At 62.5% G+C, this 25,517-nt stretch carries 19 protein-coding genes; 9 read left to right on the forward strand and 10 right to left on the reverse strand.

Features of this window, described 5'->3' with window-relative positions; genetic code table 11:
• Positions 1 to 173 precede the first annotated feature (173 nt).
• Positions 174 to 1,658: a TldD/PmbA family protein gene (locus GLL_RS15810; RefSeq protein WP_011143058.1), complete on the reverse strand. Its 1,485-nt coding sequence runs from the start codon at positions 1,656 to 1,658 to the stop codon at positions 174 to 176.
• Between the two features lie 172 nt (positions 1,659 to 1,830).
• On the opposite strand from GLL_RS15810, the gene hutH reads away from it, so the two are divergent.
• Positions 1,831 to 3,375 carry a histidine ammonia-lyase gene (hutH, locus tag GLL_RS15815; RefSeq protein ID WP_011143059.1) on the forward strand — a complete coding sequence of 515 codons (1,545 nt, stop codon included), beginning with the start codon at positions 1,831 to 1,833 and terminating at the stop codon, positions 3,373 to 3,375.
• 421 nt (positions 3,376 to 3,796) lie between these two features.
• Here the strand turns inward: hutH and GLL_RS15820 are convergent, their stop codons facing one another.
• The gene (locus GLL_RS15820; RefSeq protein WP_011143060.1) at positions 3,797 to 4,639 is read right to left on the reverse strand and encodes a hypothetical protein; all 843 of its coding nucleotides are present in this window, start codon (positions 4,637 to 4,639) and stop codon (positions 3,797 to 3,799) included.
• Positions 4,640 to 4,825: 186 nt separating this feature from the next.
• On the opposite strand from GLL_RS15820, the gene GLL_RS15825 reads away from it, so the two are divergent.
• Both GLL_RS15825 and GLL_RS15830 read left to right on the forward strand, forming a co-directional pair.
• Complete coding sequence (locus GLL_RS15825) at positions 4,826 to 5,506, forward strand: hypothetical protein (protein ID WP_164929184.1); 681 nt, start codon at positions 4,826 to 4,828, stop codon at positions 5,504 to 5,506.
• Positions 5,507 to 5,548: 42 nt separating this feature from the next.
• On the forward strand, positions 5,549 to 7,018 hold the full coding sequence (locus tag GLL_RS15830) for an FAD-linked oxidase C-terminal domain-containing protein (protein ID WP_011143062.1): 1,470 nt from the start codon (positions 5,549 to 5,551) through the stop codon (positions 7,016 to 7,018).
• Positions 7,019 to 7,057: 39 nt separating this feature from the next.
• Here GLL_RS15830 and GLL_RS15835 read toward each other — a convergent pair whose 3' ends face one another.
• Together GLL_RS15835 and GLL_RS15840 are read right to left on the reverse strand one after the other, a co-directional pair.
• Positions 7,058 to 7,231: a hypothetical protein gene (locus GLL_RS15835; protein WP_164929185.1), complete on the reverse strand. Its 174-nt coding sequence runs from the start codon at positions 7,229 to 7,231 to the stop codon at positions 7,058 to 7,060.
• Positions 7,228 to 7,572, reverse strand: coding sequence for a hypothetical protein (locus GLL_RS15840; RefSeq protein ID WP_164929186.1), 345 nt, complete (start codon positions 7,570 to 7,572; stop codon positions 7,228 to 7,230). Before GLL_RS15840 ends, GLL_RS15835 begins: the two co-directional genes overlap by 4 nt.
• Positions 7,573 to 7,658: 86 nt before the next feature.
• Here GLL_RS15840 and GLL_RS15845 point away from each other — a divergent pair, with 86 nt between their 5' ends.
• The 6 genes from GLL_RS15845 to cobN all read left to right on the forward strand — a co-directional run bounded on the left by GLL_RS15845 (position 7,659) and on the right by cobN (position 18,566).
• A complete protein-coding gene (locus tag GLL_RS15845; protein ID WP_164929187.1) occupies positions 7,659 to 8,960 on the forward strand; it encodes an FAD-binding oxidoreductase in 1,302 nt (433 codons plus the stop codon).
• A gap of 63 nt (positions 8,961 to 9,023) precedes the next feature.
• Positions 9,024 to 10,370: a heterodisulfide reductase-related iron-sulfur binding cluster gene (locus tag GLL_RS15850; protein WP_011143065.1), complete on the forward strand. Its 1,347-nt coding sequence runs from the start codon at positions 9,024 to 9,026 to the stop codon at positions 10,368 to 10,370.
• Between the two features lie 92 nt (positions 10,371 to 10,462).
• Positions 10,463 to 12,679, forward strand: a complete 2,217-nt coding sequence (locus GLL_RS15855) for a transketolase (RefSeq protein ID WP_011143066.1) — start codon at positions 10,463 to 10,465, stop codon at positions 12,677 to 12,679.
• Between the two features lie 172 nt (positions 12,680 to 12,851).
• Positions 12,852 to 13,436, forward strand: coding sequence for a metal-dependent hydrolase (locus GLL_RS15860; protein ID WP_011143067.1), 585 nt, complete (start codon positions 12,852 to 12,854; stop codon positions 13,434 to 13,436).
• Positions 13,437 to 14,235: 799 nt separating this feature from the next.
• Positions 14,236 to 14,829 (forward strand): helix-turn-helix transcriptional regulator, encoded by a 594-nt coding sequence (locus tag GLL_RS15865; protein WP_164929188.1) that lies wholly within the window; start codon positions 14,236 to 14,238, stop codon positions 14,827 to 14,829.
• Positions 14,830 to 14,861: 32 nt separating this feature from the next.
• Positions 14,862 to 18,566, forward strand: a complete 3,705-nt coding sequence (cobN, locus tag GLL_RS15870; protein WP_011143069.1) for a cobaltochelatase subunit CobN — start codon at positions 14,862 to 14,864, stop codon at positions 18,564 to 18,566.
• Here cobN and GLL_RS15875 read toward each other — a convergent pair.
• The 6 genes from GLL_RS15875 to gyrA form a co-directional block, all read right to left on the reverse strand.
• Entirely contained in the window at positions 18,563 to 19,129 is a 567-nt protein-coding gene (locus GLL_RS15875) for a Uma2 family endonuclease (RefSeq protein ID WP_011143070.1), read from the reverse strand. The genes cobN and GLL_RS15875 overlap by 4 nt on opposite strands.
• A 39-nt stretch (positions 19,130 to 19,168) precedes the next feature.
• Positions 19,169 to 19,804, reverse strand: coding sequence for a DUF3226 domain-containing protein (locus tag GLL_RS15880; protein WP_164929189.1), 636 nt, complete (start codon positions 19,802 to 19,804; stop codon positions 19,169 to 19,171).
• Between the two features lie 2 nt (positions 19,805 to 19,806).
• The gene (locus tag GLL_RS15885; protein ID WP_011143072.1) at positions 19,807 to 20,943 is read right to left on the reverse strand and encodes an AAA family ATPase; all 1,137 of its coding nucleotides are present in this window, start codon (positions 20,941 to 20,943) and stop codon (positions 19,807 to 19,809) included.
• Between the two features lie 111 nt (positions 20,944 to 21,054).
• The gene (locus tag GLL_RS15890; RefSeq protein WP_011143073.1) at positions 21,055 to 22,116 is read right to left on the reverse strand and encodes a quinone-dependent dihydroorotate dehydrogenase; all 1,062 of its coding nucleotides are present in this window, start codon (positions 22,114 to 22,116) and stop codon (positions 21,055 to 21,057) included.
• Positions 22,116 to 22,931 carry an MOSC domain-containing protein gene (locus GLL_RS15895; protein WP_011143074.1) on the reverse strand — a complete coding sequence of 272 codons (816 nt, stop codon included), beginning with the start codon at positions 22,929 to 22,931 and terminating at the stop codon, positions 22,116 to 22,118. The genes GLL_RS15890 and GLL_RS15895 overlap by 1 nt, the downstream gene beginning before the upstream one ends.
• On the reverse strand, positions 22,932 to 25,454 hold the full coding sequence (gyrA, locus tag GLL_RS15900) for a DNA gyrase subunit A (RefSeq protein WP_011143075.1): 2,523 nt from the start codon (positions 25,452 to 25,454) through the stop codon (positions 22,932 to 22,934).
• Positions 25,455 to 25,517 lie beyond the last annotated feature (63 nt).

Consider the following 25,517-nt stretch of genomic DNA (forward strand, 5'->3'; position numbering starts at 1 on the left):
GCCGCTAAGTCCGGGGGGGTGTCGGGGGGCTGGCAGCCCCTCGACGCGGGGAGGTTGGAGAGCGCGAGAGGGGAACCCGAAGGGGGTTCCGCCTCTCGCTCCACAGACTATCGTGCAAAACCAACTGTCAGGCCTCAGGTAGCAAACCGTTGGCCGGGCAATCACAAACCGCTCTAGTTAGGGCTGCCCAGGGCGATATCGCGCACGCGCACCGGCACGCAGGCGTGGCTCATCTGGGCAATCTGCATCGGCTCACCCTTACCGCAAATGTCAGTACCCCACTGCTCAAGTTCGCCAGCCGGCCCCAATGCATCGACGCGGTTCCAAAAATCGGTGGTCATCGCACAGTAGGTGACATCTTTGAGCATATGGACGATTTTGCCCTTCTCGATCTTCCAGAACGCATCGCCGCCAAACTGAAAATTGCGCCGCTGCTGGTCGATCGAATAGCTGCCAATGCCGTCGATGAGAATGCCCTCTTTAGTGTCGGCGATCATCTCTTCGAGCGTAGCGGTGTACGCCCCCCCGTCGGGGCCGGGCTCCAAACCCAGATTTGGAATACGCACCATCGGCACGCCCGCCCAACTGTCGGCAAAAGCACAGCCGTTGCTCCCCGCGCGTCCCAGGCGGTGGGCCGTCTCGCGGTCGGTGAGGTAATCGATTAAAATTCCGTCTTCGACCACCCGCCAGCTCTGGGCCGGCACCCCCTCGTCGTCCCAGCCGCAGGTGGCCCGTCCCCCCGGCTGGGTGCGATCAGCGCGGAAGTTGACCCCGGGGGCGGCGTAGCGCAGTGAACCCAATTTGTCGGTGGTGGCGAAACTGGTGCCTGCAAAGTTGGCCTCGTAGCCGTAGACCCGGTCAAGTTCGGTAGGATGGCCGACCGATTCGTGGATCGTCAAAAACAAATGGCTGGGCTTGAGGACGAGGGTAGAGCACACACCCTCCGGCCCTTTGGGAGCGCGCACTTTTTGGATCGCTTCGGTTGCCACCCGCTCGACCTGTGCCAGCAGGTCCGCTGCATTGATGTGCTCGTAGCCGATATTGAGGGGTGGTCGCTCGTAGGAGCGCTCCTGGGCGTCGCCGTCGGCCACCGCCGTGCAGCTGAAGCCCGGATAACTTCGGTAAATCGTCTGCTCGATGAGCGCCCCTTCGGTGGAGGCGAAGAGCTTCTCTTCACGCCCGAAGCGCAAGAACGATCGCACCTTGCGGATGCCCTGATCGCCAAAACGCAACAGCCGCTCGTTGATCTCCAGCAGCAATTGCGCCTTATTCTCGACCGGCACCGCGAAGGGATCGATCCCGATGGGAGTGACGTAACTGCCCCGCTCGGGGGCAACCGGGACCAGCCGGACGCGCGCATTTTGGGCCAACCGGCTTGCCTTCGCCGTCTCCACCGCGAGCGCCACGATGCGCTGCATCTGCCCGGCACCGAGCCGGTGGCTTGCGGCGAAGCCCCAGGCACCATCCAGGAGCACCCGCACCCCAAAACCGGTGCTGCGCCGCTCGCTCAACTCGTCCAGCGATCGATCCCGGGCGGTGAGGCGCTGGGTCTGATAATTTGCAAAGCGCACCTCGCCGTACTCGCAACCCGAGCGGCGCAGACAGTCAATCGCAAGGGCTGCAAGTTCTTTGCGGGTGAGCGGGGCGGCCAGAACCATGGGGCATTCCTGCGGCGGCGGTGTGCCCCATTGTACCCAGCGGTGCTCCAGCCTTGCGCGAACCGGTAAAGCGCACAGTATCGGCGGGTTTGCGAACGATCGTTGCGCCGACCGTCAGCGGCGGGGGGTAGTTGATTAGCATGGCGAATGGGTAGAGCCACAAAGGCGAACGATGAAACTATTGACCGATTGGTTGGTGCTCGACGGTTGTTCTCTTGCTGTCGATGATCTCGTCGCCGTTGCCCGTGGCGGTGTACCGGTGAGGCTCTCGCCTGCCAGCCTGGAATTGGTCCGCCGCTCGCGCGCCTTTGTCGAAGCGTTGCTTGAAGGCGATGAGATTGTTTACGGGATCACCACCGGCTTCGGCTACTTCAAGAACCGGCGCATCCCCCGCTCGGCGGTCGAGCAGTTGCAGCAAAATTTGCTGATGAGCAGTGCCGCCGGGTTGGGGGAACCCTTCGGCCGCGAAGTGGTGCGGGCCATGCTGCTGCTGCGGGCCAACACCCTGGCGCAGGGGTATTCGGGGGTACGCCCCGAGACTTTGCAACTGCTCGTGGCGATGCTCAACCGGGGGGTGCACCCGGTGGTGCCCTGCCGGGGATCGGTGGGGGCGAGCGGCGATCTGGCTCCTTTGGCCCACTTGGCGTTGGTGCTCACCGGTGAAGGGGAGGCGGAGGTAGGGGGCGAGGTGCTTCCCGGGGCAGCAGCCCTGGCCCGCGCCGGTCTCGAACCGATTCGGTTGGGAGCCAAGGAAGGCCTGGCGCTTATCAACGGCACCCAGGCGATGAGCGCCCTCGGGGCGCTCACCGTCCACCGCGCCCAGCGGCTTGCCAAACTCGCGGATCTTGCCTGTGCGATGACCCTGGAGGCTACCCTCGGGTCGCGCTCGGCCTTTTTGCCCCATTTCCACCGCCTGAGGCCCCATCCCGGCCAGCAGTCGAGTGCGCGCAATTTGCTGGTGCTCACCGAAGACAGCGCTCTGATTGCTTCCCACGCGGGCTGCGACCGGGTACAGGACGCCTATTCGCTGCGCTGCGCGCCCCAGGTGCACGGGGCGAGTCTGGATGCCATCAGCTACGCCGCCGGGGTGATCGCAATCGAAATCAACTCGGTCACCGACAATCCCCTTATCTTTGCCGACACTGGCCAGGTGGTGACCGGCGGTCACTTCCATGGCCAGCCCGTCGCCATGGCCTCGGATGTGCTCGCGATTGCCCTCGCGGAACTGGCCGACATCTCCGAGCGGCGCACCGAGCGGCTGGTCAACGCCGATTACTCCAACGGTCTGCCGATGTTTCTCACCGAGGCAGGCGGTTTGCACTCGGGCTATATGGTCGCTCAATACACTGCCGCCTCGCTGGTCTCCGAGAACAAAGTGCTTGCCCACCCCGCCTGCGTCGACTCGATCCCGACTTCCGCTGGTCAGGAAGATCATGTGAGCATGGGGCTCACCGCCGCCCGCAAAGCGGTCACCGTCTGCGACAACTGCGAGCGGGTGATCGCTATCGAACTGATGTGTGCTGCCCAAGCACTCGATTTGCGCGGCAAACTCACCCCCGGCCGCGGCAGCCGGGTGGGTCTGGAGGTGATTCGCGCGGCCGTGCCGCACCTGGAATCCGACCGCATCGTCAGCCGCGATATCGAAAAAGTGGTTGAACTGATGGCCGACGGCCACTTGCTTGAAGCGGTCGAAGCGGCATGCGGCCGGCTCGATTAATCCTGGAGGGTCCAGCTGCTCCTGCCTGGAAGCCTGTTTTCACCCTGGCACTTGGCATCTGGCGGTTGGTTTTGCACGCGAGTTTGTGGAGCGAGAGGCGGAACCCCCTTCGGGTTCCCCTCTCGCGCTCTCCAACCTCCCCGCGTCGAGGGGCTGCCAGCCCCCCGACACCCCCCGGACTTAGCGGCATGGTGGGCGGGAGAGTCGGTGGATGGGCTCGGTTTACTCTTCCAGTGCGTGCACGACGCGTGTCGACTGCGGCACAGTTTTGTGTGAGTCACTGCGCCGAAGAGAATGGCAGTAGTGGTACAGATTTGTATCAGATTTTGTAGGCCTCACGCCCATACCCGAATCGGACACCCCCGAGAAATTGCGGCGGCTGTGTCAGGCTTCGCTCGGCAGTTGACGCCGGAAACTTCCTCTAATCGAACGAGATGAGTTCGTCGCCTTCGATCGCGTTCGAAGCAATGGGCCGGTTGTTGGGCAGCGGGCTGTGTTCGGGTACAGCCAAGCCGCCTTTGAAGACCGGGCGGTTGTTGATCATGGGCAGGTTCTCGGCCACCTCGACGGTACTCGGGAAGACCGGGCGGTAGCCGTAGGGCAGGTCGCCTTCGGGGTGGAAGCGTCCGGTCGCTTCGACAGGGCGCCCACCGGGCAGCGGCGTCGTATCGAGGATCTTCAAGTCGCTTTTGAACACCGGACGGCTGAAGACCGACGGCAGACTGGTGACTACCTGGGTCGGATCCGCAAATACCGGCCGTGGGAAAGAGTCGCGCAGCTTCTCGGGGGCTTTGAACTTGCTCGCCTCGATGGGGCGGCCGTTGGGCAAAAAGGTCTGGGGCAACACTTTCAGTTTGCTCTTGGCGATCGGACGGCCGCCGGGCAGATTGCTCTCGGGCATCATCTCGACGTCGTCTTTGGTGACCGGGCGGTTTTCGCCCAGCACATGCACAATATTGAGCTTGCTTCTTTCGATGGGACGCCCCTCGGGCAGCGGGGTTTCCGGCAAAATCTCGATTTCAGAAGGAAAGATCGGCCGCAGGCCAAGCTCGCGGGTGGTGCGGTAGACCGTCAGTTCGCCCGACGGCTGGGTCGCCTTGGACGATTCGACGCGCAGCGCCGGGGCTGTATGGTACTGGACCGGCTCCAGGTGCGGCTCGCCGCTGCCTTGGACAATCTCGGCCCCCGCCGGGTGGCCACCGCTCTCGGCATTCCCGTTCGGGAGATTCTCGCTGCTCGGTGCTTCCACCAGACTGTCACTCATACAAATGTCCCTCTTTGTTTACTGCGTCGTCCCGAGATGAAGCCGGGGTAAGTGTAACAATCCATCAAGAACTTCAACGAAGTTCCACTGGCATTATAGAGAGGAACTTCACAAAAAACACTGCCAGTTCCCGGCCGTGCCTGCGGGCCGGGGGGCGGTAAGATGATTCTGTCGCAGGAGTTGTCCATGCCGCCCGGATTGGTCTGGTCCCGTTGGAAGGTGAATGGGCCGCTTGCCCGTCCTGGCCCTTCGCCCCAGGCGGGGACGCTGATCATTTTTGCTGCAGCCCTGGGGACATTTTTCTACTGGGACAGTCCTGTTTTGCGTCTGGCACGCCAGATGGTCGACCGGCTGGAGGGCTTTTTCTATTACCTGCTGGTGGCCCTGAGCGGCACACCGGGCGCCGGGGGTACCCACCTGGTGCAACTGGCGGCCTCGGTGGCGGTGGCGGCGGTGGCGGCCTGGCTTGCGGCCAGTGCGCGCTACACCGATCGTCAGCGCCTCGCCGCCGCCGCCCTGGCGCTGTTTTGTGCGGTGCTGCTCATCTGGAGCGGCGAGCGCGGAGCGGCGTTCTGGCAGGCCGCGGGCTTGCTTTCGGGTTGGTTGACGGCCAACGTCGTGCTCGGACGCCGGGCCGTCTACCTCAATCTGGCGGTTGCCTACGTGTGGTGCAGTTGCATCGCCCGCGATTTTGCCGAACCCACCGGCGAAGGGTTTCGCCACGCGGTCGCCTTTGCCCGGAGCTGGGGTGTGGAGTTTCTCGGCTGGCCCCTGGGAGTTGGAATCTTGATGGTCGTCGGCTATCTGGTCTCCTGGACGGCGGGCCGTGCCTTCGGCGCCGCGCGCGCCGACCGCTTCATCCCCTGAAGCCGGGTCTACACTGAAGCCGGAAGCCTCGCAACCCAAGCCATGATGCCCACCCTCACCAAGCGCAACTGGCGGGTCATCGCCCAGCAGATGGAACAAATTGTCGGCAAAAGCGGCGTCGTCTGGACGCCGGAGGAATTGCTGGTCTTCGAGTGCGATGGGCTGACCAGCTACAAACAGCGCCCTGCCCTCGCCGTCCTGCCGCGCACCACCGAAGAAGTCTCCCGGGTTCTCGCTTTGTGCTATCGGGAAGGATTGCCCTTTGTGGCGAGGGGCTCCGGTACGGGCCTCTCGGGTGGAGCATTGCCGGTCGAAGGGTGCGTGCTGGTGGTCACTGCGCGCATGAACCGGATTCTGGCCGTCGACTTGGACAATCGCCAGGTGGTCGTGCAGCCGGGGGTCATCAACAACTGGGTCACCCAGGCGGTGAGCGGCGCCGGTTTTTATTACGCCCCGGACCCCTCCAGCCAGAGCATCTGCTCCATTGGCGGCAACGTCGCCGAAAATTCCGGTGGCGTGCACTGCCTCAAGTACGGCGTCACCACCAACCACGTGCTCGGCCTCAAACTGGTCCTGCCGGACGGCGAGGTGGTCGACGTGGGCGGTCGGGTGCCCGAGACGCCCGGGTACGACCTGGCGGGGGTGTTCGTGGGCTCCGAAGGCACCCTGGGGATCGCCACCGAAATCACCCTGCGCCTGCTGAAGTCCGCCGAATCGATCCGGGTGTTGCTCGCCGATTTTGCCGCCATCGAGGAAGCGGGTGCGGCGGTCACGGCCATCATCGCCGCCGGGATCGTGCCGGGAGGCATGGAGATCATGGACAACCTGAGCATCAATGCCGTCGAAGATGTGGTGGCCACCGACTGCTATCCGCGCGACGCCGGGGCGATTTTGCTCGTCGAAGTGGACGGGCTTGCAGTCGAAGTCGAGGCAGCGAGTGCCCGGGTGGAAGCCCTCTGCCTAGAGGCCGGAGCGCGCGCGGTGCGCACCGCCACCGACCCCGCCGAGCGGCTCAAGCTCTGGAAGGGTCGCAAGGCCGCCTTTGCCGCCATGGGCCAGCGCGCCCCCAACTACTACGTACAGGACGGGGTGATCCCGCGTACAAAATTGCAGTTTGTTCTTCAGCAGATTGAATTGCTGAGCGAAAAGCACGGCTACCCGGTGGCGAACGTCTTTCACGCGGGCGACGGCAACCTGCATCCGCTGATTCTCTACGACGGGCGGATCGCCGGGGAACTCGAAAAAGTCGAGCTTCTCGGAGGCGAGATCCTCAAGCTCTGCGTCGCGGTGGGCGGCAGCATCTCGGGCGAGCACGGCATCGGTGCCGAAAAGCGCTGCTACATGAGCGACATGTTTACCCCGGCTGATCTAGAGACCATGCAGTGGGTGCGCACCGTGTTCGATCCGAAGGGCCTTGCCAACCCCACCAAGCTCTTTCCTACCCCGCGCACCTGCGGCGAAGCCGCCCGCGCCGAATCCACCGCCCGCTTCCCCACGGTGGAACGGTTTTGAGTACTCCTGCGAACCGATCCGACATTGACTCCGCGCGGGTTAGCCCTCTGGGCGGCTTGTTAAAAGCTCTGCGTTGCGGCGCAGCAGATCGTCTTCGATAGCCTGCAATTCCAGATTCATTTCGCGCAGGCTGGAAGCGGCTGCCAGCAAAGAGCGGCGCAGCCGTTCACGGGTTTTGGGATCCGGAAGGCGAGGTACTGATTCGTCGTTCATGGTAATTGCCATGCAATTTTTACTTCCTGAATACTGCGGATGGCTGGTGCGATACGCTCTCCGGTCCGCAAGTACGCCTGCCTCAACAGTCTCATACTATCAACTGCGGTTCGTGCAGGCGAGCTGGCGATGTTGCTCATCAGGCTCGACATCCGCCGGTAGGAATCTTGTGCTTCTTCGCGGATGCTTACCAAAGCATTTAGGTCACCTTCGGTGCGGGTGGTTTCACCAAAGGCATCAGCCAGGTTGCGCTCAGCAGCGGCGGCTTCGTCGATGATCTCATTTAGCAAAATTGCCTGGAGATCAAGGATATCCCGCAATATTGGTTCATGTATTTTCATATATACATAACTGCAGGGATGCGTCCCGCTGGGTGGAACGGTGTTGATCCCCGTATAGTGGGAAAGCACCGAACGTCCGGGTGGCCGTGAGTAGTACTTCCAGACCGATCTTCCAGACCCTCGAAGCGATCGTGGGCAATGCCGGCTGGTGCACACTCAATCGATATTCCCCTACTGCTTTCCAGACCTCCAAGCAAACGGGCCTCGATCCCGAAACACCCGTGGTACTGCCGGACAGCCCCGCGTCGCTTGCCGAGGTGATGACCTGTGCCCATCGCGAGCGCTGGCGGGTTCTGCCCGCGGGCCGCGGATCCAAGCTCGGTTGGGGAGCCCTACCCCGGGCAGTCGATCTGTTGGTGAGCACCGCCAGACTCAACCGGCTCGTCGAGCACGCCGCCGGGGATCTGACAGTTACCGCAGAGGCAGGTATCGGCTTTGCCGTGCTGCAGGAAAAGCTGGCCAAGGCCAACCAGTTTCTCGCGCTCGATCCGGCCTACCCCGAGCAAGCTTCCCTGGGCGGGGTACTTTCTACCGCCGACAGCGGCCCTTTGCGCCACCGCTACGGCGGCGGGCGCGACATGTGCCTGGGGATATCCGTGGTGCGCGCCGACGGCAAAATGGTCAAAGCCGGCGGGCGCGTGGTCAAAAACGTGGCGGGCTACGACCTGATGAAGCTATTCACCGGCGCCTTCGGCACCCTCGGGATCGTTTCAGAACTGACCTTCAGGCTCCATCCGCTGCCTGAAGCCTGGCGCACGGTGGTGCTGAGCGCACCGACAGCTGAGGATCTATCCCGTGCGGCTGCCTCGCTGCTCGCTTCAGCCCTCACGCCGCTGGCGGTCGAAATCGTCGACGAAGGCACCCTTGCGGGATTGGGACTGGGCGACAAGTCGGGTCTAATCGTGCGCTTCGGCGGGATCGAGGCGAGTGTGGGTGAGCAAAGTGCACGGCTGTTGGCTCTTGCTCCCGCTCTCTCGCCGCAAGTCCTCGAAGGGCAGGAGGAAGGGAGGCTCTGGGAGCAGCTGCGCTCTTATTTCTGGCGCACAGCGACGCCCGAAGCGGTGGTCTGCAAGCTGGGGATGCCGCCCGCGCGGGCGGTGGCGGCCCTGGGGCGGGCCTGCGAGCGCGGTGCGCACGTTTGCGTGCGCGGCGGCAACGGCATCGGGATCGTGCGTTGGGAAGCTCCGAATGCCGCCGCGGTGGTCGCGGTGCGCGATTTTTGCCGCGCCGAGGGCGGCTATTTGACGATTCTGGAAGCCCCCGCCGCCCTCAAAGACGCCCTCGATGTCTGGGATATTGCCCCCGGCACCGCCGCCTTGATGGGCCGCCTCCGCCGCCAGTTCGACCCTGAACAGATTTTTGCCTGCCGCCCCTTCGGGTCGGGCTGATCCCGGCCGGGCACACCGTCCGGGTGTACCTTGCAAGCAGGCGCGATCCCAGCGAGTTGACCCATGGAGAACCAGCCCCGGCCCACCGTCCCCAGAGCCTTCGATGCGGACCACCCCCCCGATGCGCAGATCATCGACACCTGCGTACACTGCGGCTTTTGCCTTGCTACCTGTCCGAGCTACCGGGTGCTCGGCAAGGAGATGGACTCGCCCCGGGGCCGCATTTACTTGATGGACGCGCTCAACGAGGGACAGATTCCCCTCTCCCAGACAACCGCGGGCCATTTCGACAGCTGCCTGGGCTGCCTCGCCTGTGTCAGCACCTGTCCCTCCGGCGTGCAGTACGACCAGCTCATCACCGCCACCCGCCCCCAGGTGGAACGCAACGTCGAGCGCTCCGTGCCCGACCGGCTGCTGCGCGCCTTGATCTTTAACCTGCTGCCGTACCCGCGCCGGTTGCGCCCGCTGCTCGTACCGCTGGCGATCTATCAGAAACTCGGAGTGCAGAAGCTGGTGCGCAAAAGCGGCCTGCTGCAAAAAGTCGTCCCCCGCCTTGCCGCGATGGAGTCGATCCTTCCTGAAGTGCCCGCGAGCGCCTTTGCGGCCCCGATGCCCGAGCGGGCGGCCGCCCGGGGCAAGCAGCGCTTTCGGGTGGGACTGATCACCGGCTGCGTGCAGCGGCTATTTTTTGACCGGGTCAACCGCGCCACGCTGCGGGTACTCACCGCCATCGGCTGCGAGGTGGTCATCCCCCGCTCCCAGGGCTGCTGCGCAGCCCTTCCCCAGCACCAGGGCCAGAGTGGGCAGGCCCGGCAAATGGCCCGCGACCTCATCGACAGTTTTGCCGACAGCAATGTCGATTATCTGATCATCAACGCCGCCGGCTGCGGCCACACTCTCAAGGAGTACGGCCACATCCTGGCGGAGGACCCTGTCTACCGCGAGCGGGCCGCCGCCTTTGCCGCGAAAGTGCGCGACGTGCAGGAATTTTTGTACTGGGCCAAGATCCCCGTCCCCCTCCAACCGATTGCCGACGGGCCGCTTGCGGTCGTCTATCAGGACGCCTGCCACCTGCTGCACGGCCAGCGCATCAGCCTGCAGCCGCGCCAGTTGCTTGCTCAGATTCCTGGAGTGCAAGTGCGCGAACCGGTGGATGCGGCCCTCTGCTGCGGCAGCGCCGGGGTCTACAACATTCTGCAGCCGGAGATCGCCGAGGAACTCGGCCGTCAAAAAGTCGAGAATCTGCTCGCGACGGGTGCCGTGCTCATCGCTTCTGCCAACCCCGGCTGCGCGCTGCAGATCCGCAAGCACCTGGAATTGACCGCTCAGGCAGTACCCGTGAGGCATCCCATGGAACTCATCGACGCCGCCATTCGCGGGGTGAAAGTTGCGGATCTTCCCGCAGGCTGAGGCCGATCCCCGCGACAAAAGCCGGTAAATTCTCGCTGTACTATGAGGAGACGCGCACCAGCCGCTCTCCAGTCAAGTTTCGAGGATCTCCGATGGTCGTCACGCCGCAGCAGTTGTCCACCCTGCCCGCTTTTTGCGAGGGTATCCAGTACTTTGCCGAACCCGGCGACTTGTTCGCGATCCACAGCAAGCAGCCGGTGATCACCCAGGGCCAGGATGCCGTCGCCGATCCGGCCGACCCCGAGGCGGTCTTCCAAACCCTGCTGGCAGCCGACGCGCTGCGCTACTTGACGTTGCAAATCACCGCAAGCAAGGCTAGCGGTCACCCCGGCGGTTTTGCCAGCAGCGCCGAGGCGGTGGCGGCGCTGTTTATGCTCGGGCACAAAAATATGCCGACCGAAGTGGGTCACCACGCGCCCGGGTACTACAGTGCGATGTTCCTGGATCGCTCGCTGGAGGCGATGGGCATCGAGACGGTCGCCCAACTGCGCGAGCGCTACCGCGAAAGGCACGGGCTGCTGGGGCACCTGTCGGGCTTCATCCCCGGCATCCTCTCCCCTGCCGGTCCCCTCGGTCAGGGCCAGCACTTTGCGATGGCAGGGGCGAAGCTCTATCCCGGTACGCTCTTCCCGGTCACCATCGGCGACGGCGGCCTGGGCGAACCCTACGTGCTGAGCGCCTTCGGCCACTTCCACACCGCCTTTCCCGAGATCACCAACTTTCTGCCGGTGCTGGTCTGGAACGGCTTCAGCCAGGAGCACCACTCGATGGTCTCGACGGTCGGCAACGAAGCGATGATCAACCTCTGGCGCGCCCAGGGCTTTGAAGAGGTGTTCCTCGTCGACGCCAAGTCCTTCGACGATCAAGACCAGCAGGGCGGCCCTTACGTCGACAGCACCCGCTTCGGGTTCACCCAGCGGCTCGCCTTTACCGCCGCGGTGCTCGCCGCCGCCCACCGGGCCGCCCAGGCGGCCCTCGGGGGAAAATTGTGCGTGCTGATCATCAAACAGCTCAAAGGTGCGGGTGTACATGCCCACGGCGCCAAATCCCACAACCTCTACGCCCAGCACACCCTCGACAACCCAGACATCGTCTCGGCCCTGCAGAGCCGTGCCCTCCCCCCGGAGGCCTGGGCTCTGGTGCGCGCCAATTTTGAGCGCGCCGGGGGCGGCCCGGCGGCCCGGGTGGCGGTCACCGAGTCGGTCAGACCCCTGCCGCAACTGGGAGAATTGCCCTGCGAAGCATTTGAAGTGGGCGGCCCCGCGAAGGTGGCGACCACGGCCATGGGCAACCTGGTGGCCGCCGTCGGCCGCGCCGACCGCAGCTTTATCGTCAGCAACGCCGACGGCAACGAAGCCTCGGGCATCGCCAACATCAACCAGGCGCTGCGCATCGTGCACCCCACCGCCGATGCGCTGTACTACCAGGAGCCGGGCGGACAGGTCTACGAACCCCTCAGCGAGGACGCCTGCGCCGGACTTGCCGCCGCCCTGTCGCTGTTGGGCTGCCGCAGCCTCTGGTGCTCCTACGAGTCGTTCGCCATCAACGGATTGCCCATCTGGCAGACGGTCACCCAGGCGATGGCCGAACTGCGCCGCCCCACCCCTTCGACCGTCTGCCTGTTCACCGCGGGCGCCCTCGAACAGGGCCGCAACGGCTGGACCCACCAGCGGCCAGAGATCGAAAACTACTTTGCCGCCCTGATGCGCAACGGCAACGTCTATCCGGTATTTCCCGTCGATGCCAACAGCATCCAGGCGACCTACACCTGGGCTCTGGGTACGGTCAACAAGGGTATCGCCATCTTTGCCAGCAAGACGCCCCTGCCGGTGCGCATCACCCTCGATCAAGGCCGTCAAGCCCTGGCCGAGGGGGCGATCACTCTGCTCCAGAGCAGTGAGACGCCCCGGGTCACCTTTGCCGTGGTCGGGGACATGGCCCTGCTACCGGTCTTCGAAGCCGCCCAATCGCTCGCAGCGCTGGGCATCGCCGGCCGGATCGTCTCGGTGGTCAACCCGCGGCGGCTCTACCGACCGAGCGACGTTGCCTGGCAAAGTTGCTCCGAAGCGGACGGCGAATTTCTCAGCGACGAGGGTTTCGAGCGGCTGTTCGGCACCGAAGTGCTCGTCGGAGTCACCGGCGGCGCCGGCGGCATGCTCGAACCGGTATTCCTGCGCTCACAGGCCCGCCGACGCGAAACTTTCTGCTGGAAGCGCGGCGAGACCACCGCAAGCCCGGGCGAACTGATGGCCTTTAACGGCCTGACCGCCGCTTCCCTGTGCGAGCGTGTTCAGCAGCTGCTGCTTTAGAGAACTTTTGCCGGGCGCCGCTCGTCTCACTGGGCTATCGCAGGGAAAACCGCATCGGACCGTTTTCGGTCGAGCTATTCCCCAAAGTGGGATTTAATGGGACAGTCCCTCCGGACCTTTGGGCATCCTGACTTCCCCACGCGGTCAGTGCACTTTTGAAGCGGAAACTGCAATGAACGGCGGCACCCATGTGGCCATCGCCAATCTGGCCTACCTGGCTTTGGGTCTGGTGACCCAGACCCAAGGCTGGTCTTTGCCGGTCGACTGGTCCCATCTGGCAGTGGTCTCAGTGGCCGGGGTACTCGCCGATATCGACTGCCCCACCTCCTGGTTGGGCTTGCAGGTGCCGCTTTTGGGACGCCTGCTGGAGCGGAATCTGGGCCGCCGCGGGTGGATGCACACATTTTGGGCGGCCTTGCTGGTGAGCGTGCCCTGGCTGGGGGCCAGCTGGAGCCTCGCCCTGGCCGTGTTTGTGGGCTACACTTCCCACCTGGCGTGCGATGGGTTCACCTGGCCGGGTCTGCGCCCCTGGCCGCCGTTTCCACTGCCCTTCGGGATGGTGCTGTTTCGCAACGGCGGCTTTTGGGACGTGGTTATCGGCATGGTCGCTATTACCGGCAGCTGGATCTGCCTGGTCCACCGGGTCGGTTCCGCCGCCGCCCGCGCTATCGAAGATCCGCTGACCTGGGGCCTGATCTTGCTGCTGGTGGCACTGTTGCCGGGATGGTTGCTGTCCACTACGATCCGGCGCATCTGAATTTACTATGCAATTTACACAATCCCTTTCGAAGACCGGCCCCTTATTTCGCCTTCCTGGCCTTTAAACAGCGCTTGCGGCACAACCAAATGCATCCATTTTCGTTGCCCCGGGCAGACCTGAAGATGAGAGACAGCATTTTGTAGCAAATGCTACAGATTTTTTATGACACGGTATTGTATTAATCATTCTAAGTCCTTCCCCTGCTCTTGCTGGTTGTATGTCTCGATTATTTTTTTCTTATCGGTGCCTGCGTCGGCAGTCTTTGTCCAGGCACCGGGCTGTTTGTCTGTCGTACACCCAGCCGTCGCAGTACTTTCGCTGGATTTGCCATTGCGGGCCGGTGCTCTAGTGTTTCCGCAGGTCCGAGCGCTTTCACCAGTATTGTCGAGTGATTCGCTACATCGAGCTTCTTTGACTCCTGTATTTGAGGGGTGGCTGAAGTTGCTACCTCCAGCAATCTTTTTGTACATCCACGAAGGTACTTTGCGGGCCAACTGATAATCACCTCTAAAATTCCGCGGGGCTGGCCCCTACGCTTCAAATGCCCGAAGAGCGCTCTACGGAATGCACAGAGAGGATGATGCGTCTTCTGTCGGTTCAGTTCACTTCGAAAGGAGGAGTCTAAACATTGTCATCTACGGAATAATCTATTTATCTATCCGCAATCGACACGAGCCAATGGAGTCACACTATGTCTCGTTCAGCCACGGAACATGACAGCGCCAGGGTTGCGGTCATATCCGATCACCCGCTTACTGCGTATGCACTCAAAAAGCTTATTGAGGAATGCACACCGTTGGATCTGGTTCTGCATGTAACCACCGGCTCGGTTAGCCGCGAAATATTTACGCAGACTCCTATCGACTTTGTCGTCTTTGAGGTGCGCTCTGTCGGACCTTTCGAGCATCAGATTGTTCAGAATCTGCGAGCCTGGTCTCCGCAGCTGCGTCTGCTGGTGGTACTTTTGTCTGCGAACCTTGAAGAGGCGGCCAGGTTCATTGAATCGGGGGCCGATAGCCTCTGGACTGAGCAATCTTCGGTTTCGGTTCTGCTGCGGGCGATGCGCAAGACTACCCTGGGACAGCGGTGGGTGGATCCGGCCTGCGAGGTTACCTCCACGCTGCTTGAATCGAACCGATCGCCCCAGGTCGCTGCCGCGCCGGTGGTTCCAGGCCACCGCGCCGGGGTCACCCAGGCCGTAGCGCTCTCCCGTCGCGAGCGCGAGATTCTGCAACTGATTCAGCAGGGCCTTTCTAATCAGCAGATTGCCGATCATCTCTATTTAAGCGTCAACACCGTCAAAAACCATATGAGCCGCATCTTTACCAAGCTCAGCGCCACCAACCGCACCCAGGCGGTGCTCAAGGCGATGGGCACCGGCCGCGAATAGGTAAGGGTTTGTGCGTGCTAAGCTGACCCTCTATGCATCGCACTTCGGCAGCGGCGGGCGGTTGGGAACCGCAGGGCGAGGCGACCACCCTGATGGAGCAGACAGCGGCGCCGCTCATCTTTTTGAGCGCGGCCGATACCGAGATTCAGGCGCTCGCCGCCGCCCTTGAGCACCTGCCCGTTGGGCTTGGCCCCGTGCGGGCGGCAAGCCTGCTGCAGCTGCACCGGCAGGTGGCTGTCGACCACTACGCCGAGACGGTCCTGGCCCACAGCCGGGGCATCGTGCTGCGGCTTTTGGGCGGCCGGGCCTACTGGTCCTACGGGTTGGAGGTGGTCTGCGCGCTGGCGCGCGAACGTGGTATCGCTCTGGCGGTGCTGCCGGGCGACGAGCAGCCCGATTTGGATCTGCTCGCGTGCTCGACGGTAGGTCCGCTGGTGGCCGAACGGCTCTGGCGCTACTGCCGCGCCGGTGGCCCGCTCAACCTCGGCCGCGCTCTGCAACTACTTTGCGACTGTGCATTGGGGACCGCGTTCGATCCTGGCCCGCCCGTGGAAACCCCCCGCACCGGCCTGTACGAATGGGGAAGCGGACCCCGACCGGGACGGGCGGCGGTGGGGGTACTTTTTTATCGCGCTCACCTGCTGAGCGGCAACACGGCGGCCGTCGATGCGCTGTGCGCGGCGCTCGACGCACGCGCTCTGCAGGTGCGCCCGATTTTTGTCAATTCGCTGCGCGATCCGGACGCCGCAGCCCAGCTCAAATCGCTGCTCGCGGGTGTGCAGTGTTTGATCAACACGACCAGTTTTTCGCTGGCCCGCCTGCGCGGTGAATCGGACGGGGCAGAGCCGCCGGATCTTTGGGCGGTCCTTGACGTGCCGGTGATTCAGGCGATCTTCGCAGGCTGCACCCGCGATGATTGGCAGGCCGGTACCGCCGGGCTCGGGGCGCGCGACGTGGCGATGAACATCGCTCTACCGGAGGTCGACGGCCGCATCGTCGGCCGCGCCGTCTCCTTCAAGCACGCCGCATCGGTGGCTGCGTCCCTCGAAGCGCCGCTGGTAAGCTACCGGCCGCAGCCCGACCGGGTGGCCTTCGTGGCGGAATTGGCGGCGCGCTGGGTGGCATTGCGCCGCACGCCCGTCCATCGCCGCCGCATCGCCCTGGTGCTGGCCAATTACCCCAACCGCGACGGCAGGCTCGCCAACGGCGTCGGCCTCGACACTCCCGCCAGTTGCGTCGCCATCCTCGCCGCCCTCGCCGCCGCAGGCTACGACACCGGCCCTCGGGCCCTGCCTGCCGATGGCGACGCGCTGATGGCACTGATCACGGCAGGGCTTACCAACGACCCCGAGGGCTTCGACTGGCGCCCCCTCGGGCAGTGGGTAGCTTTTGACGATTACGAACGCTTTTTTGCGACTTTGCCGGTAATGGTGCAAGAGCGGGTGCGCAGTCGCTGGGGAGCGCCGCCGGGTGCGTGGGGTGTGCGCCCGGAGGGGCTGCCGGTCAGCGGAGTGTGCTTCGGCAATCTATTTGTGGGCGTCCAACCCGCCCGCGGCTACGACGCCGACCCCGCCTTCAACTATCACGCCCCGGATCTGGAGCCTCCCCACCCTTATTTCGCCTTTTACCACTGGCTGCGCGACATCTGGGGGGCGCAGGCAATCGTGCACATGGGTAAGCACGGCAACCTCGAATGGCTGCCCGGCAAGGCCAACGCCCTCGGGCCGGAATGCTTCCCCGAGGCGGTCTTTGGTGCGATGCCCCACCTGTACCCGTTCATCGTCAACGACCCGGGCGAAGGTTCCCAGGCCAAACGGCGCACCCAGGCAGTGATCGTCGATCACCTGACGCCGCCGATGGCCCGGGCCGAGACCTACGGCGACCTGCTCGATCTCGAAAACTTAATAGACGAATACCACGAAGCGGCCAGCCTCGACCCCGACCGTCTGCCGATTATCCGCTCCCGGCTTGCGGAATTGATTCACCAAACTCAGCTGCACCGCGACTTCGGCCGGGCCGAGCCTCCTTCTGAAGCGGATTTGCCTGCCTTTCTCTCCCTTGCCGACGGCTATCTGTGCGAACTGAAAGAAGCGCAAATCCGCGACGGTTTGCACATTCTGGGCCAGGCCCCCACGGGCGAGCAGCGCCTCGGGTTGCTCGCGGCCCTGGCGCGGGTGGGAAGCGGCGGACGCCCCGGCCTGACCCAGGCCCTCGCCCGCGATCTGGATCTTGAATTTGACCCGCTCGCAGCCGACGGCGCCTTGCCCTTCGGCGGCACCGCCCTGTCCGGCTGCCGCACGGTGGGCGATGCGATCGAAAAGCTCGAAGCGCTGGGTCATAACTTGCTGGACCAACTGCCGGGGCTCCCGGAGGATCTGCCTGTTACCCGCGCGGTGCTAGGTTGGGTGCGCGACTTTCTCGCGCCGGCCCTCGCTGCCACCACCGACGAAATCACCGCCCTGCTGCATGGCCTGGCCGGTGGTTTTGTACCACCTGGTCCGAGCGGTGCACCGACGCGGGGACGGCCGGAGGTGCTGCCCACCGGGCGCAACTTCTTTTCGGTCGATTTGCGGGCGCTGCCCACCCCGAGCGCCTGGGATGTCGGGCGGCGGGCGGCCGAGGCCCTCGTCGAGCGTTACACCCAAGATTGCGGCGAGTACCCCCGCGCGATCGGCCTTTCGATCTGGGGTACGAGCACCATGCGCACCGGCGGCGACGATCTGGCCCAGGCACTGGCTCTGCTTGGGGTGCAGCCGGTGTGGGACCGGACCACCCGGCGGGTGATCGATTTTGAGATTCTGCCGGTCGGTACCCTGGGTAGGCCCCGTGTCGATGTCACCCTGCGCGTGTCGGGCTTTTTTCGCGATGCCTTCCCGAACCTGATCGATTTGTTCCATAGCGCGGTACTGGCTGTGACCCGCCTGGAGGAGCCCGAAGAGGACAACCCGCTTGCCGCCGCGGCGCGCGAAGAGGCTGCCGAGGGCGATGGGTTGTTTCGGGTCTTCGGCCCCAAACCCGGGGCCTACGGTGCGGGGTTGCAGGGGCTCATCGACTCGCAAGCCTGGCAGGATGAAGCGGATCTGGCGCGCGCCTACTTGAACTGGAGCGGCTACGCCTACACCGGCAAAGGCGACGGGGTGGCCGCCCCCACAGCCCTCGCGCGCCGGTTGCGGCAGATCCAGGTGGTGCTCCACAACCAGGACAACCGCGAGCACGACCTGCTCGATTCGGACGATTACTATCAGTTTCAAGGGGGCATGACCGTCGCTTCCCGGGTGCTCGCGGGCCGCCAACCGCAGACCTACTTCGGCGATCATTCCCGCCCCCAAAATCCCAAAGTTCGTGCCCTCAGCGAAGAGGTCTCCCGGGTCTATCGATCGCGGGTGGTCAATCCCAAGTGGATCGCGGGCATGCTGCGCCACGGCTATAAGGGAGCCTTTGAACTGGCGGCGACGGTCGATTATCTGTTTGCCTACGACGCCACCGCCCGCTGCGTCGAAGATTTTATGTACCAGGGGGTAGCCGAGCGCTATCTCTTCGACCCGGTGGTGCAGGACTTCGTGCGCGCCAAAAATCCCTGGGTGCTTCGGGACATGGCCGAGCGGCTGCTCGAAGCCCACCAGCGCGAGCTGTGGCAGGACGCCCCGCCCGAGTTGCTCGCCCGCCTGCGCGAACTGGTGCTCTCTTCTGAAGAAGCAATCGAAACCCGCAGTGCCCCCCAAGCGGGAAGCAGCTAAGGCATTGTCAGATCGTTCACGGTGATGTGGGGCAAGCCGGTGTTGTCCAGGCCGGAAAGCACCCGAATACTCTGCCAGGTACCGTCCGATCTCGCCTCTTCGTGCACATGCAAGGTTCGTCCCTGCACATCCAACACCCAGTAGGTCGGCACCCCGGCCCGGGCGTAGGCAGCGGCCTTCGCGCCGAGATCGAATCCGAGGCTCGAATCGGCCACTTCAACTACCAGCAGCAGATCTTCCGGCCGTGGGTGCCGCTCCAGGTAATCTTTCAGCTCACCGCGCACCACGCACACGTCAGGCGAGGGTTGGCTGCGTTCTTCCAGACTCACAGGCCGGTCGGTGAACACTTCGAACTGAGCGAAGGCAGCGGTAAGAATCTTGGTGACAAGGCGCACCAGTGCTGCGTGCAGCGGTCCCTGCGGACTCATCTCGATGATTGCCCCATCGACCAGTTCGAGACGCTCCTCGTGACCGAAGATGCCGAGTCTGGCCATTTTTTCAAACTCGTCGGCTGAAACCAGTCTCAGCCTGGGGGTCTGTTGCTCGATTGCCTGCACAAGCATGATCCATTGGCTACACCAACAGGGTCCACTTTACAGAATTTATTCGAATAAACGTACCAGCCAATCGGTAAATTTTCGCGCGATGCTTGTTTGAGGCTGAAGCGATTGACTTGTGATTGCTTTTCCCAGAGGATAGCCCGGCTCATCGCACCAAGCAAGATAGGTATGGATAACTGCTTTGCTCCGATGCACCTCTTTGAAAGTTGCTATTTGCATTGCACTGGCATCGTCAACACATTTTCGCGCGAATTCGAGCGATGCTGGCTCTGCAAGCTGTGCGCAGAAGTCCTCTAGCATTGCACTATCTTGATTGTTTGGCATGAGCCAGAATCCAAGCTTAGGTATATCTGTGTTGCTTGTGACTATAGTTCCATCAGGATCAGGAGTCTGTGGCAATATATAGTCATACTGATTCAATTTTGCATTTACGCTCTGCCATCTGCTTTGAATGGAAGGGTTGTCTGCATCAAGCATGACACCTATCGCTTGTGGCGGATCAGGACGCACAATGAGGGCATTCATTCGGCTCAAAACCCTTTTATCTGAACCACATTGGTAAATGCCAAAAGTTTCCGGAACATTACGTGCTTTGCACAAAGACATGACAACATGGCAATCATTAACTCCTTCAACGAGCAATACTTTGCCTAAATCTTGTTCGCAAATTTTGCTCATGCCTACCGCACTTCAACATCCATTTCAATGGCATCGGTGAGCGTTTCAGATGTATACTCAGTCGCTTTAATGAATTGATCTTTTACGTCTAGCCTGAAGAATGCACCAAGGGCAGGGTATTTATTCCACGCAATATCAAATCCTTCGATACAATCACGGCTGTGCGTTGTTGCAAAAACTTGAACATTAAGTCTTTTCGATAGTTGGAAAACAATGTCCCAAACTTTTGGTTGAATACTCCAATGTAATCCATTTTCGAATTCATCGATTAGTAAAAGTCCGTTCCCCGCGTTTACAAGAGCAACGATTATATGGAACAAACGAGTCATACCGTCTCCCATACTTTTGAGAGGAATCGGTTCATCTATCCCTTTGATCTTTACTAATGGAATACGTCTCTCGGCTGAGCGTCCTCTGTTTAGATCTCTGCTGATATCTTCTACAAAAGCAATTCCTGAAACTCGCTCATCAATCAGGCCAAGTGCAGAAATGACTTCAGACTCCAAGTCGGTTAAACTTGTTAAATCCCAGAGAGCTGCTAATTTTCGCGTAGGCATGTTCTCAGTTGGAACAAATTGCCATTTATAATTTATACTAGGCTCTTGTCGTTCATAAAAAATCCGCGAACTCCGCTGAATTTCTCTTACATCTCTATCAAGCCTGAAAAGTCTTCTAGTTCTCTCGCCCTGTTCCACTACAAGAAAAATCTCAGCATTGGATGGATCTTCATCAAATTGCTCATTCGATATGCGAATTTTTCTTGTTGTTCCTGCGTTATCGTTTTCGTCTAAATATGCTGCAGTACCAATGTGAAGCTTTGAGCCGGAAGATATTTCCCCAAGCGTAATGCCCTCCCCTTGCATTCTCGGTAGCTTTCGATTGTAGAAGAGATGCCTCGCGGAATGACCAAGAAAATTTTGAAAATGATTCTGAACTTCGCCCAACCAAATTTCTTGCCTAGATTCTACAAGTTCAATAAGTACATTGGATGAAGCATTACTCGCATAGAGCTCCACTGCTTCAAGAAATGCGCTTTTTCCAGCATTATTTTTACCGACAACTAAGTTGACACGACTTAGTCTGCCCACCTCAAGGTGTCGAAAGAGCCTGAAATTGTTAATCATAAAGGATTTCAGCATGGGACAGCCCCTAACCCTTTGCCACTAGTGTACTAGATGAGTGCATGGGCTCCGATAAGTTCGAACAGCCGCTGGCCGCTCCAACCCATCAAACGAATCTCCAGATACCCTTCAACTGAAAGCACAGCCAGTAGCTTGCTGCAGGTGCTCGAACCCCGAGCGCTCCAATCGGGTAGCCAGGCTCGCGAGGATGCGGCGTACCATCCAGGGGCCTTCGTAAATCCAGCCGGTGTAGACCTGCAGCAGGCTGGCGCCATGGGCAATTTTCTCCCAGGCGTCCTCGCCGCTGAAGATACCTCCCACGCCGACAATCGGTAGCTGTCCCCGGGTGCGCCCCCAGATATGGCCGATCACTTCAGTGGAACGGTTGCGCAGAGGCGCTCCACTCAAGCCTCCTGTCTCCTGAAGGTCGCTTCTCAGGCCCGAACGGGCAATCGTCGTATTGGTGGCGATCACACCCGCCAGGCGATGCTCGCCACACAGATCGACTACCGCATCGACAGCATCCCAACCTAGATCCGGGGCAATCTTGACCAGCAGCGGTTTAGATTCGCGATTTGCACATTGCAAACGGGCCAGAATTTCCCCCAGGCGGTCCGCCTGCTGCAGTTCGCGCAGTCCCGGCGTGTTGGGGGAACTGACGTTGACGACAAAATAATCGCCCAAGTGATAAAGCCGCTCGAAACTGTACAGGTAATCGTCGCTCGCCTGCTCCAGCGGCGTCACTTTCGACTTGCCCAGGTTGATTCCGATCGGGATCCCCCACCTGCGCCCCGCCAGCCGCAACGCCAGGGCATCGGCCCCGTCGTTGTTGAAACCCATCCGGTTGATCGCCGCCTGGTCCGCGGGTAAACGGAACAATCGCGGGCGCGGATTGCCAGGTTGGGCGTGGCGGGTGACGGTGCCCACCTCCGCAAAACCGAAACCCAGGTGCTCCCAGGCACCGACAGCCTCGGCGTTTTTATCGAATCCGGCCGCGAGCCCCAGTGGATTGGCAAAAGATAGTCCCCAGAGCTTTACTTCCAATCGGGGATCTGGGTACCCAAATACTGAGTCCAACCACCCGGCCCATAGCTGCTCCGCCGCCCAGGCCAGTGCCCCGAGCGCCCGGCGATGGGCATCCTCCGGATCGGCCCGAAAGAGCAGCGGACGCGCCAGCCGATACAGGTCCACTAGACCGGCCCGGCAAGGGCGGCCACTTCGAGCGCATCGCCCAGAGCGATCCGGCCGGGGGAGGCATGGACCATGTTCTGGCCGAAGATTTGGCCCTTGTCGATTTGCCGGTAGGTGGCCAGGGTGCGCAGGGGCTCCTCGCCCGTGGGACGGGCGGTCTGTTGATCGATGGTCGTGATCTTGCAGCGCACACAGGGTTTGGCGGCCCGCAGGGTCACTTCTCCCACGCGCACGGCGGGCCAGGTGTCTTCGGCATAAGCTTCGCAGCCTGTGACCACCAGGTTGGGCCGGAAGCGGTCCATGGGAAGCGGCTCGGCGAGGCGAGTATTGAGGTCCGCCAGCGAAGCTTCCGAGAGGACCAGAAGCGGATAGCCGTCGGCAAAACCCACCTGGGAGCCGGGCGGGGCGTAGCGGGGATTGACCGGCCGCACCCAGTCGGGAGCCATGCGCACCAGACGGCAGGGGGTCTTGAGCAGCTCGCCGAACCAGCGGGCCGCTTCTTCGCCCTGATCCACTGCTGCGCAGCGGTCGCCCCAGACGGTCACCTCAGCGGCGGGGCCAGGCTCATGGGCGAGAGGCACTTCGATATAGCCCATCTCCGGGGCGCTCAGCCGCAGCCGCGCCTCGGTGAGCGCCGTTTCGACCAGGGCCAGCCGCACGTAGCTGCGCTGGCTGATGAAGGTGCCGCGCTCGTTGACCACCATCCACTCGCGGTCCAACCGGATGCCCCGGGTACCCAGTTCGGCCGCCTCCAGGGCGATCCCCCGGCAAGATTTGACCGGATAGACGAACAGGCCCGAGACGTGGGTGGCCATTTATGCTTCCGCTTCCTCTTCTTCTTCGGCGGCAAAGGCACTGCCGCCGTCTTCCGCCGACTCCGGCACCACGGCGACGCCCACGATCGTATCGTCTTCGTCGAGGCGCTGCACCCGCACCCCGGTGGCCGCCCGCGACTGCTGGGAGATTTCTTCGCTCTGTTGACGGATGATCACCCCCCGGGCGGTGACGATCATCAGCTCATCCTCGCAGCTCACCACGCGCAAGGCCGCCAGTTCGTCCCCCTGGTCGCGGAACTTGGTGGCGATCACCCCCATGCCGCCCCGGTTCTGGGCACGAAACTCGCTGAAGGGCACGCGCTTGCCGAAGCCGTCGGCGGTGACCACCAACACCCAGGGGCCGCACTCGCCGTTCGCCTCGGCCCGCTCGCGCTGCTCGCAGCTCAAGATGTCCATGCTGACCAGCTCGTCGCCCTTGCGCAGTTCCATCGACTTGACCCCGCGGGCGGTGCGACCCAGGGGCCGCAGCTGCTCTTCGTCGGCGCGAAAGCGAATCGCCATCCCGGCGCGCGAACCGACCAGGATGTCGTCCTCGGCGCGCGCCCGGCGCACCCAGCGCAACTCGTCGCCCTCTTCGAGGCCGATGGCGATGAGGCCGTTGGCCCGCAGGTTGGCAAAAGCGGCCAGGGCCGTTTTCTTGATAAAGCCCGTGCGGGTGAGCATCACCAGAAATTCGTCGCTCGCAAATTCCTGCACCGGCACAATTGAAGTCACCTTCTCCTCGATCGGAATGGGCAAAAGCTGCACGACGGGCGTGCCCTTGGCGGTGCGCGAACCGGCCGGGATCTGGTAGCCGCGCAGGGCGTAGACGACGCCGCGGTTGGTGAAAAACAGCACCGTGTCGTGGTTGCAGCAGGTGATAAAGTGCTCGACCGCGTCGTCCTCGCGCATGCGGGCGCCGGATTTGCCGCGGGTGGCCCGCCGCTGGCGATCAAAAGTGTCGACGGGCAAACGCTTGATATAGCCTTGCTCCGTCACCAGCACCACCATCTCCTGATTGGCGATGAGGTCGGCGTCGTCGATCTCGCCCTCGGCTTTTTCGATGATCGTGCGGCGTGGGTCATTCAGGCGCTGCTTGGCTGTCAGCAACTCGTCGCGGATGATCTGGTCGATGCGCTCGCGCCGCTCCAGCACATCGCTGAGATCGGCGATTTTGGCGATCAATTCGCGGTGTTCCGCCTCGATGCGCCCCGCCTCCATGCCGGTGAGCCGCCGAAGCTGCATTTGCAAAATCGCTTCTGCCTGGGCCTCGCTCAGCTCGAAGCGGTTCACCAGTTCGGCGCGCGCGGAGGCCGTGTCGTCAGCGGCGCGAATCAAGGCGATCACCGATTCGAGGTTGGCAAGCGCCACCAGCATCCCCATCAAAATGTGGTCGCGCTCGCGGGCCTTGCGCAGCTCGTAGTGGGTGCGGCGGGTGATCACCTCGGCGCGAAAATCGATAAAAGTCTGCAGGAACTCTTTTAAATTCAGCAGCCGCGGCTCGCCGTTGACCAAGGCCAGCATGTTGCAGCCGAAGTTGGTCTGCAGGGGTGTCAGTTTGAAAAGGTTGTTGAGCACCACCCGCGGGTAGGCGTCGCGCTTCAGTTCGATGACCGCCCGCAAGCCGTCGCGGTCCGATTCGTCGCGGATGTCGCTGATGCCGTCGATGCGCTTGTCGTTGACCAGTTCGGCGATCTTTTCGATGAGGGCCGCCTTGCAGACTTGATAGGGCAATTCGGTGATCACGATCGCCTCGCGGTCCGGCCGGCCGCGCACCTGGATCGTCTCGATGGCCGCCACGCCGCGCATCGTGATCGAGCCGCGGCCGGTGGTGTAGGCTTCGCGAATGCCCGACTGGCCCAAGATCGTGCCGCCGGTCGGAAAATCGGGGCCGGGGATATAGCGCATCAACTCGGGAATGCCCAAATTGGGGTTGGCGAGCAGCGCGGTGACCCCGTCGACCAGTTCGCCCAGCTGGTGGGGGGGAATATTCGTGGCCATGCCGACGGCGATTCCGGCGCTGCCGTTGAGCAACAGCTGCGGCAGGCGCGAGGGGAGCACCGTGGGCTCCTGCTGCGAACCGTCGAAGTTGTCGCTAAAATCGACCGTCTCCGCTTCGAGATCGGCCAGCAGCGTGTCGCGGGTAAGGGGGGTCAGGCGGCACTCGGTGTAGCGCATCGCCGCGGGCGGGTCGTTGTCTACCGAGCCAAAGTTGCCGTGGCCGTCGATGAGCAGATAGCGGGTCGAAAAATCTTGTGCCAGGCGCACCAGCGCGTCGTAGACCGCCGAGTCGCCGTGGGGGTGGTACTTGCCCAGCACGTCGCCCACGACGCGGGCGCATTTGCGGTAAGGACGGTCCGGTCCCAGACCCAGTTCGTGCATCGCAAAGAGAATGCGCCGGTGCACCGGTTTGAGCCCGTCGCGGGCATCGGGCAGCGCCCGCCCGACAATCACGCTCATCGCATATTCGAGGTAGGAGCGCTGCATCTCGTTGCGCAAGTTGGTCGGGATGATCGTCGTCATGTACCTGTGGGCTCCCAGATAAGATGACCGCCCGCTCCCCTGCGCTCATGGCGTCAGTGAAAC

This window comes from Gloeobacter violaceus PCC 7421 (assembly GCF_000011385.1).
GTDB classification, from domain to species: domain Bacteria; phylum Cyanobacteriota; class Cyanobacteriia; order Gloeobacterales; family Gloeobacteraceae; genus Gloeobacter; species Gloeobacter violaceus.

Excerpts from the sequence above, each read along its gene's own strand:
- GLL_RS15810 (WP_011143058.1), bottom strand. The coding sequence starts at position 1,658 with ATGGTTCTGGCCGCCCCGCTCACCCGCAAAGAACTTGCAGCCCTTGCG.
- hutH (WP_011143059.1), top strand. The coding sequence starts at position 1,831 with ATGAAACTATTGACCGATTGGTTGGTGCTCGACGGTTGTTCTCTTGCT.
- GLL_RS15820 (WP_011143060.1), bottom strand. The coding sequence starts at position 4,639 with ATGAGTGACAGTCTGGTGGAAGCACCGAGCAGCGAGAATCTCCCGAAC.
- GLL_RS15825 (WP_164929184.1), top strand. The coding sequence starts at position 4,826 with ATGCCGCCCGGATTGGTCTGGTCCCGTTGGAAGGTGAATGGGCCGCTT.
- GLL_RS15830 (WP_011143062.1), top strand. The coding sequence starts at position 5,549 with ATGATGCCCACCCTCACCAAGCGCAACTGGCGGGTCATCGCCCAGCAG.
- GLL_RS15835 (WP_164929185.1), bottom strand. The coding sequence starts at position 7,231 with ATGAACGACGAATCAGTACCTCGCCTTCCGGATCCCAAAACCCGTGAA.
- GLL_RS15840 (WP_164929186.1), bottom strand. The coding sequence starts at position 7,572 with ATGAAAATACATGAACCAATATTGCGGGATATCCTTGATCTCCAGGCA.
- GLL_RS15850 (WP_011143065.1), top strand. The coding sequence starts at position 9,024 with ATGGAGAACCAGCCCCGGCCCACCGTCCCCAGAGCCTTCGATGCGGAC.
- GLL_RS15855 (WP_011143066.1), top strand. The coding sequence starts at position 10,463 with ATGGTCGTCACGCCGCAGCAGTTGTCCACCCTGCCCGCTTTTTGCGAG.
- GLL_RS15860 (WP_011143067.1), top strand. The coding sequence starts at position 12,852 with ATGAACGGCGGCACCCATGTGGCCATCGCCAATCTGGCCTACCTGGCT.
- cobN (WP_011143069.1), top strand. The coding sequence starts at position 14,862 with ATGCATCGCACTTCGGCAGCGGCGGGCGGTTGGGAACCGCAGGGCGAG.
- GLL_RS15875 (WP_011143070.1), bottom strand. The coding sequence starts at position 19,129 with ATGCTTGTGCAGGCAATCGAGCAACAGACCCCCAGGCTGAGACTGGTT.
- GLL_RS15880 (WP_164929189.1), bottom strand. The coding sequence starts at position 19,804 with ATGAGCAAAATTTGCGAACAAGATTTAGGCAAAGTATTGCTCGTTGAA.
- GLL_RS15885 (WP_011143072.1), bottom strand. The coding sequence starts at position 20,943 with ATGCTGAAATCCTTTATGATTAACAATTTCAGGCTCTTTCGACACCTT.
- GLL_RS15895 (WP_011143074.1), bottom strand. The coding sequence starts at position 22,931 with ATGGCCACCCACGTCTCGGGCCTGTTCGTCTATCCGGTCAAATCTTGC.
- gyrA (WP_011143075.1), bottom strand. The coding sequence starts at position 25,454 with ATGACGACGATCATCCCGACCAACTTGCGCAACGAGATGCAGCGCTCC.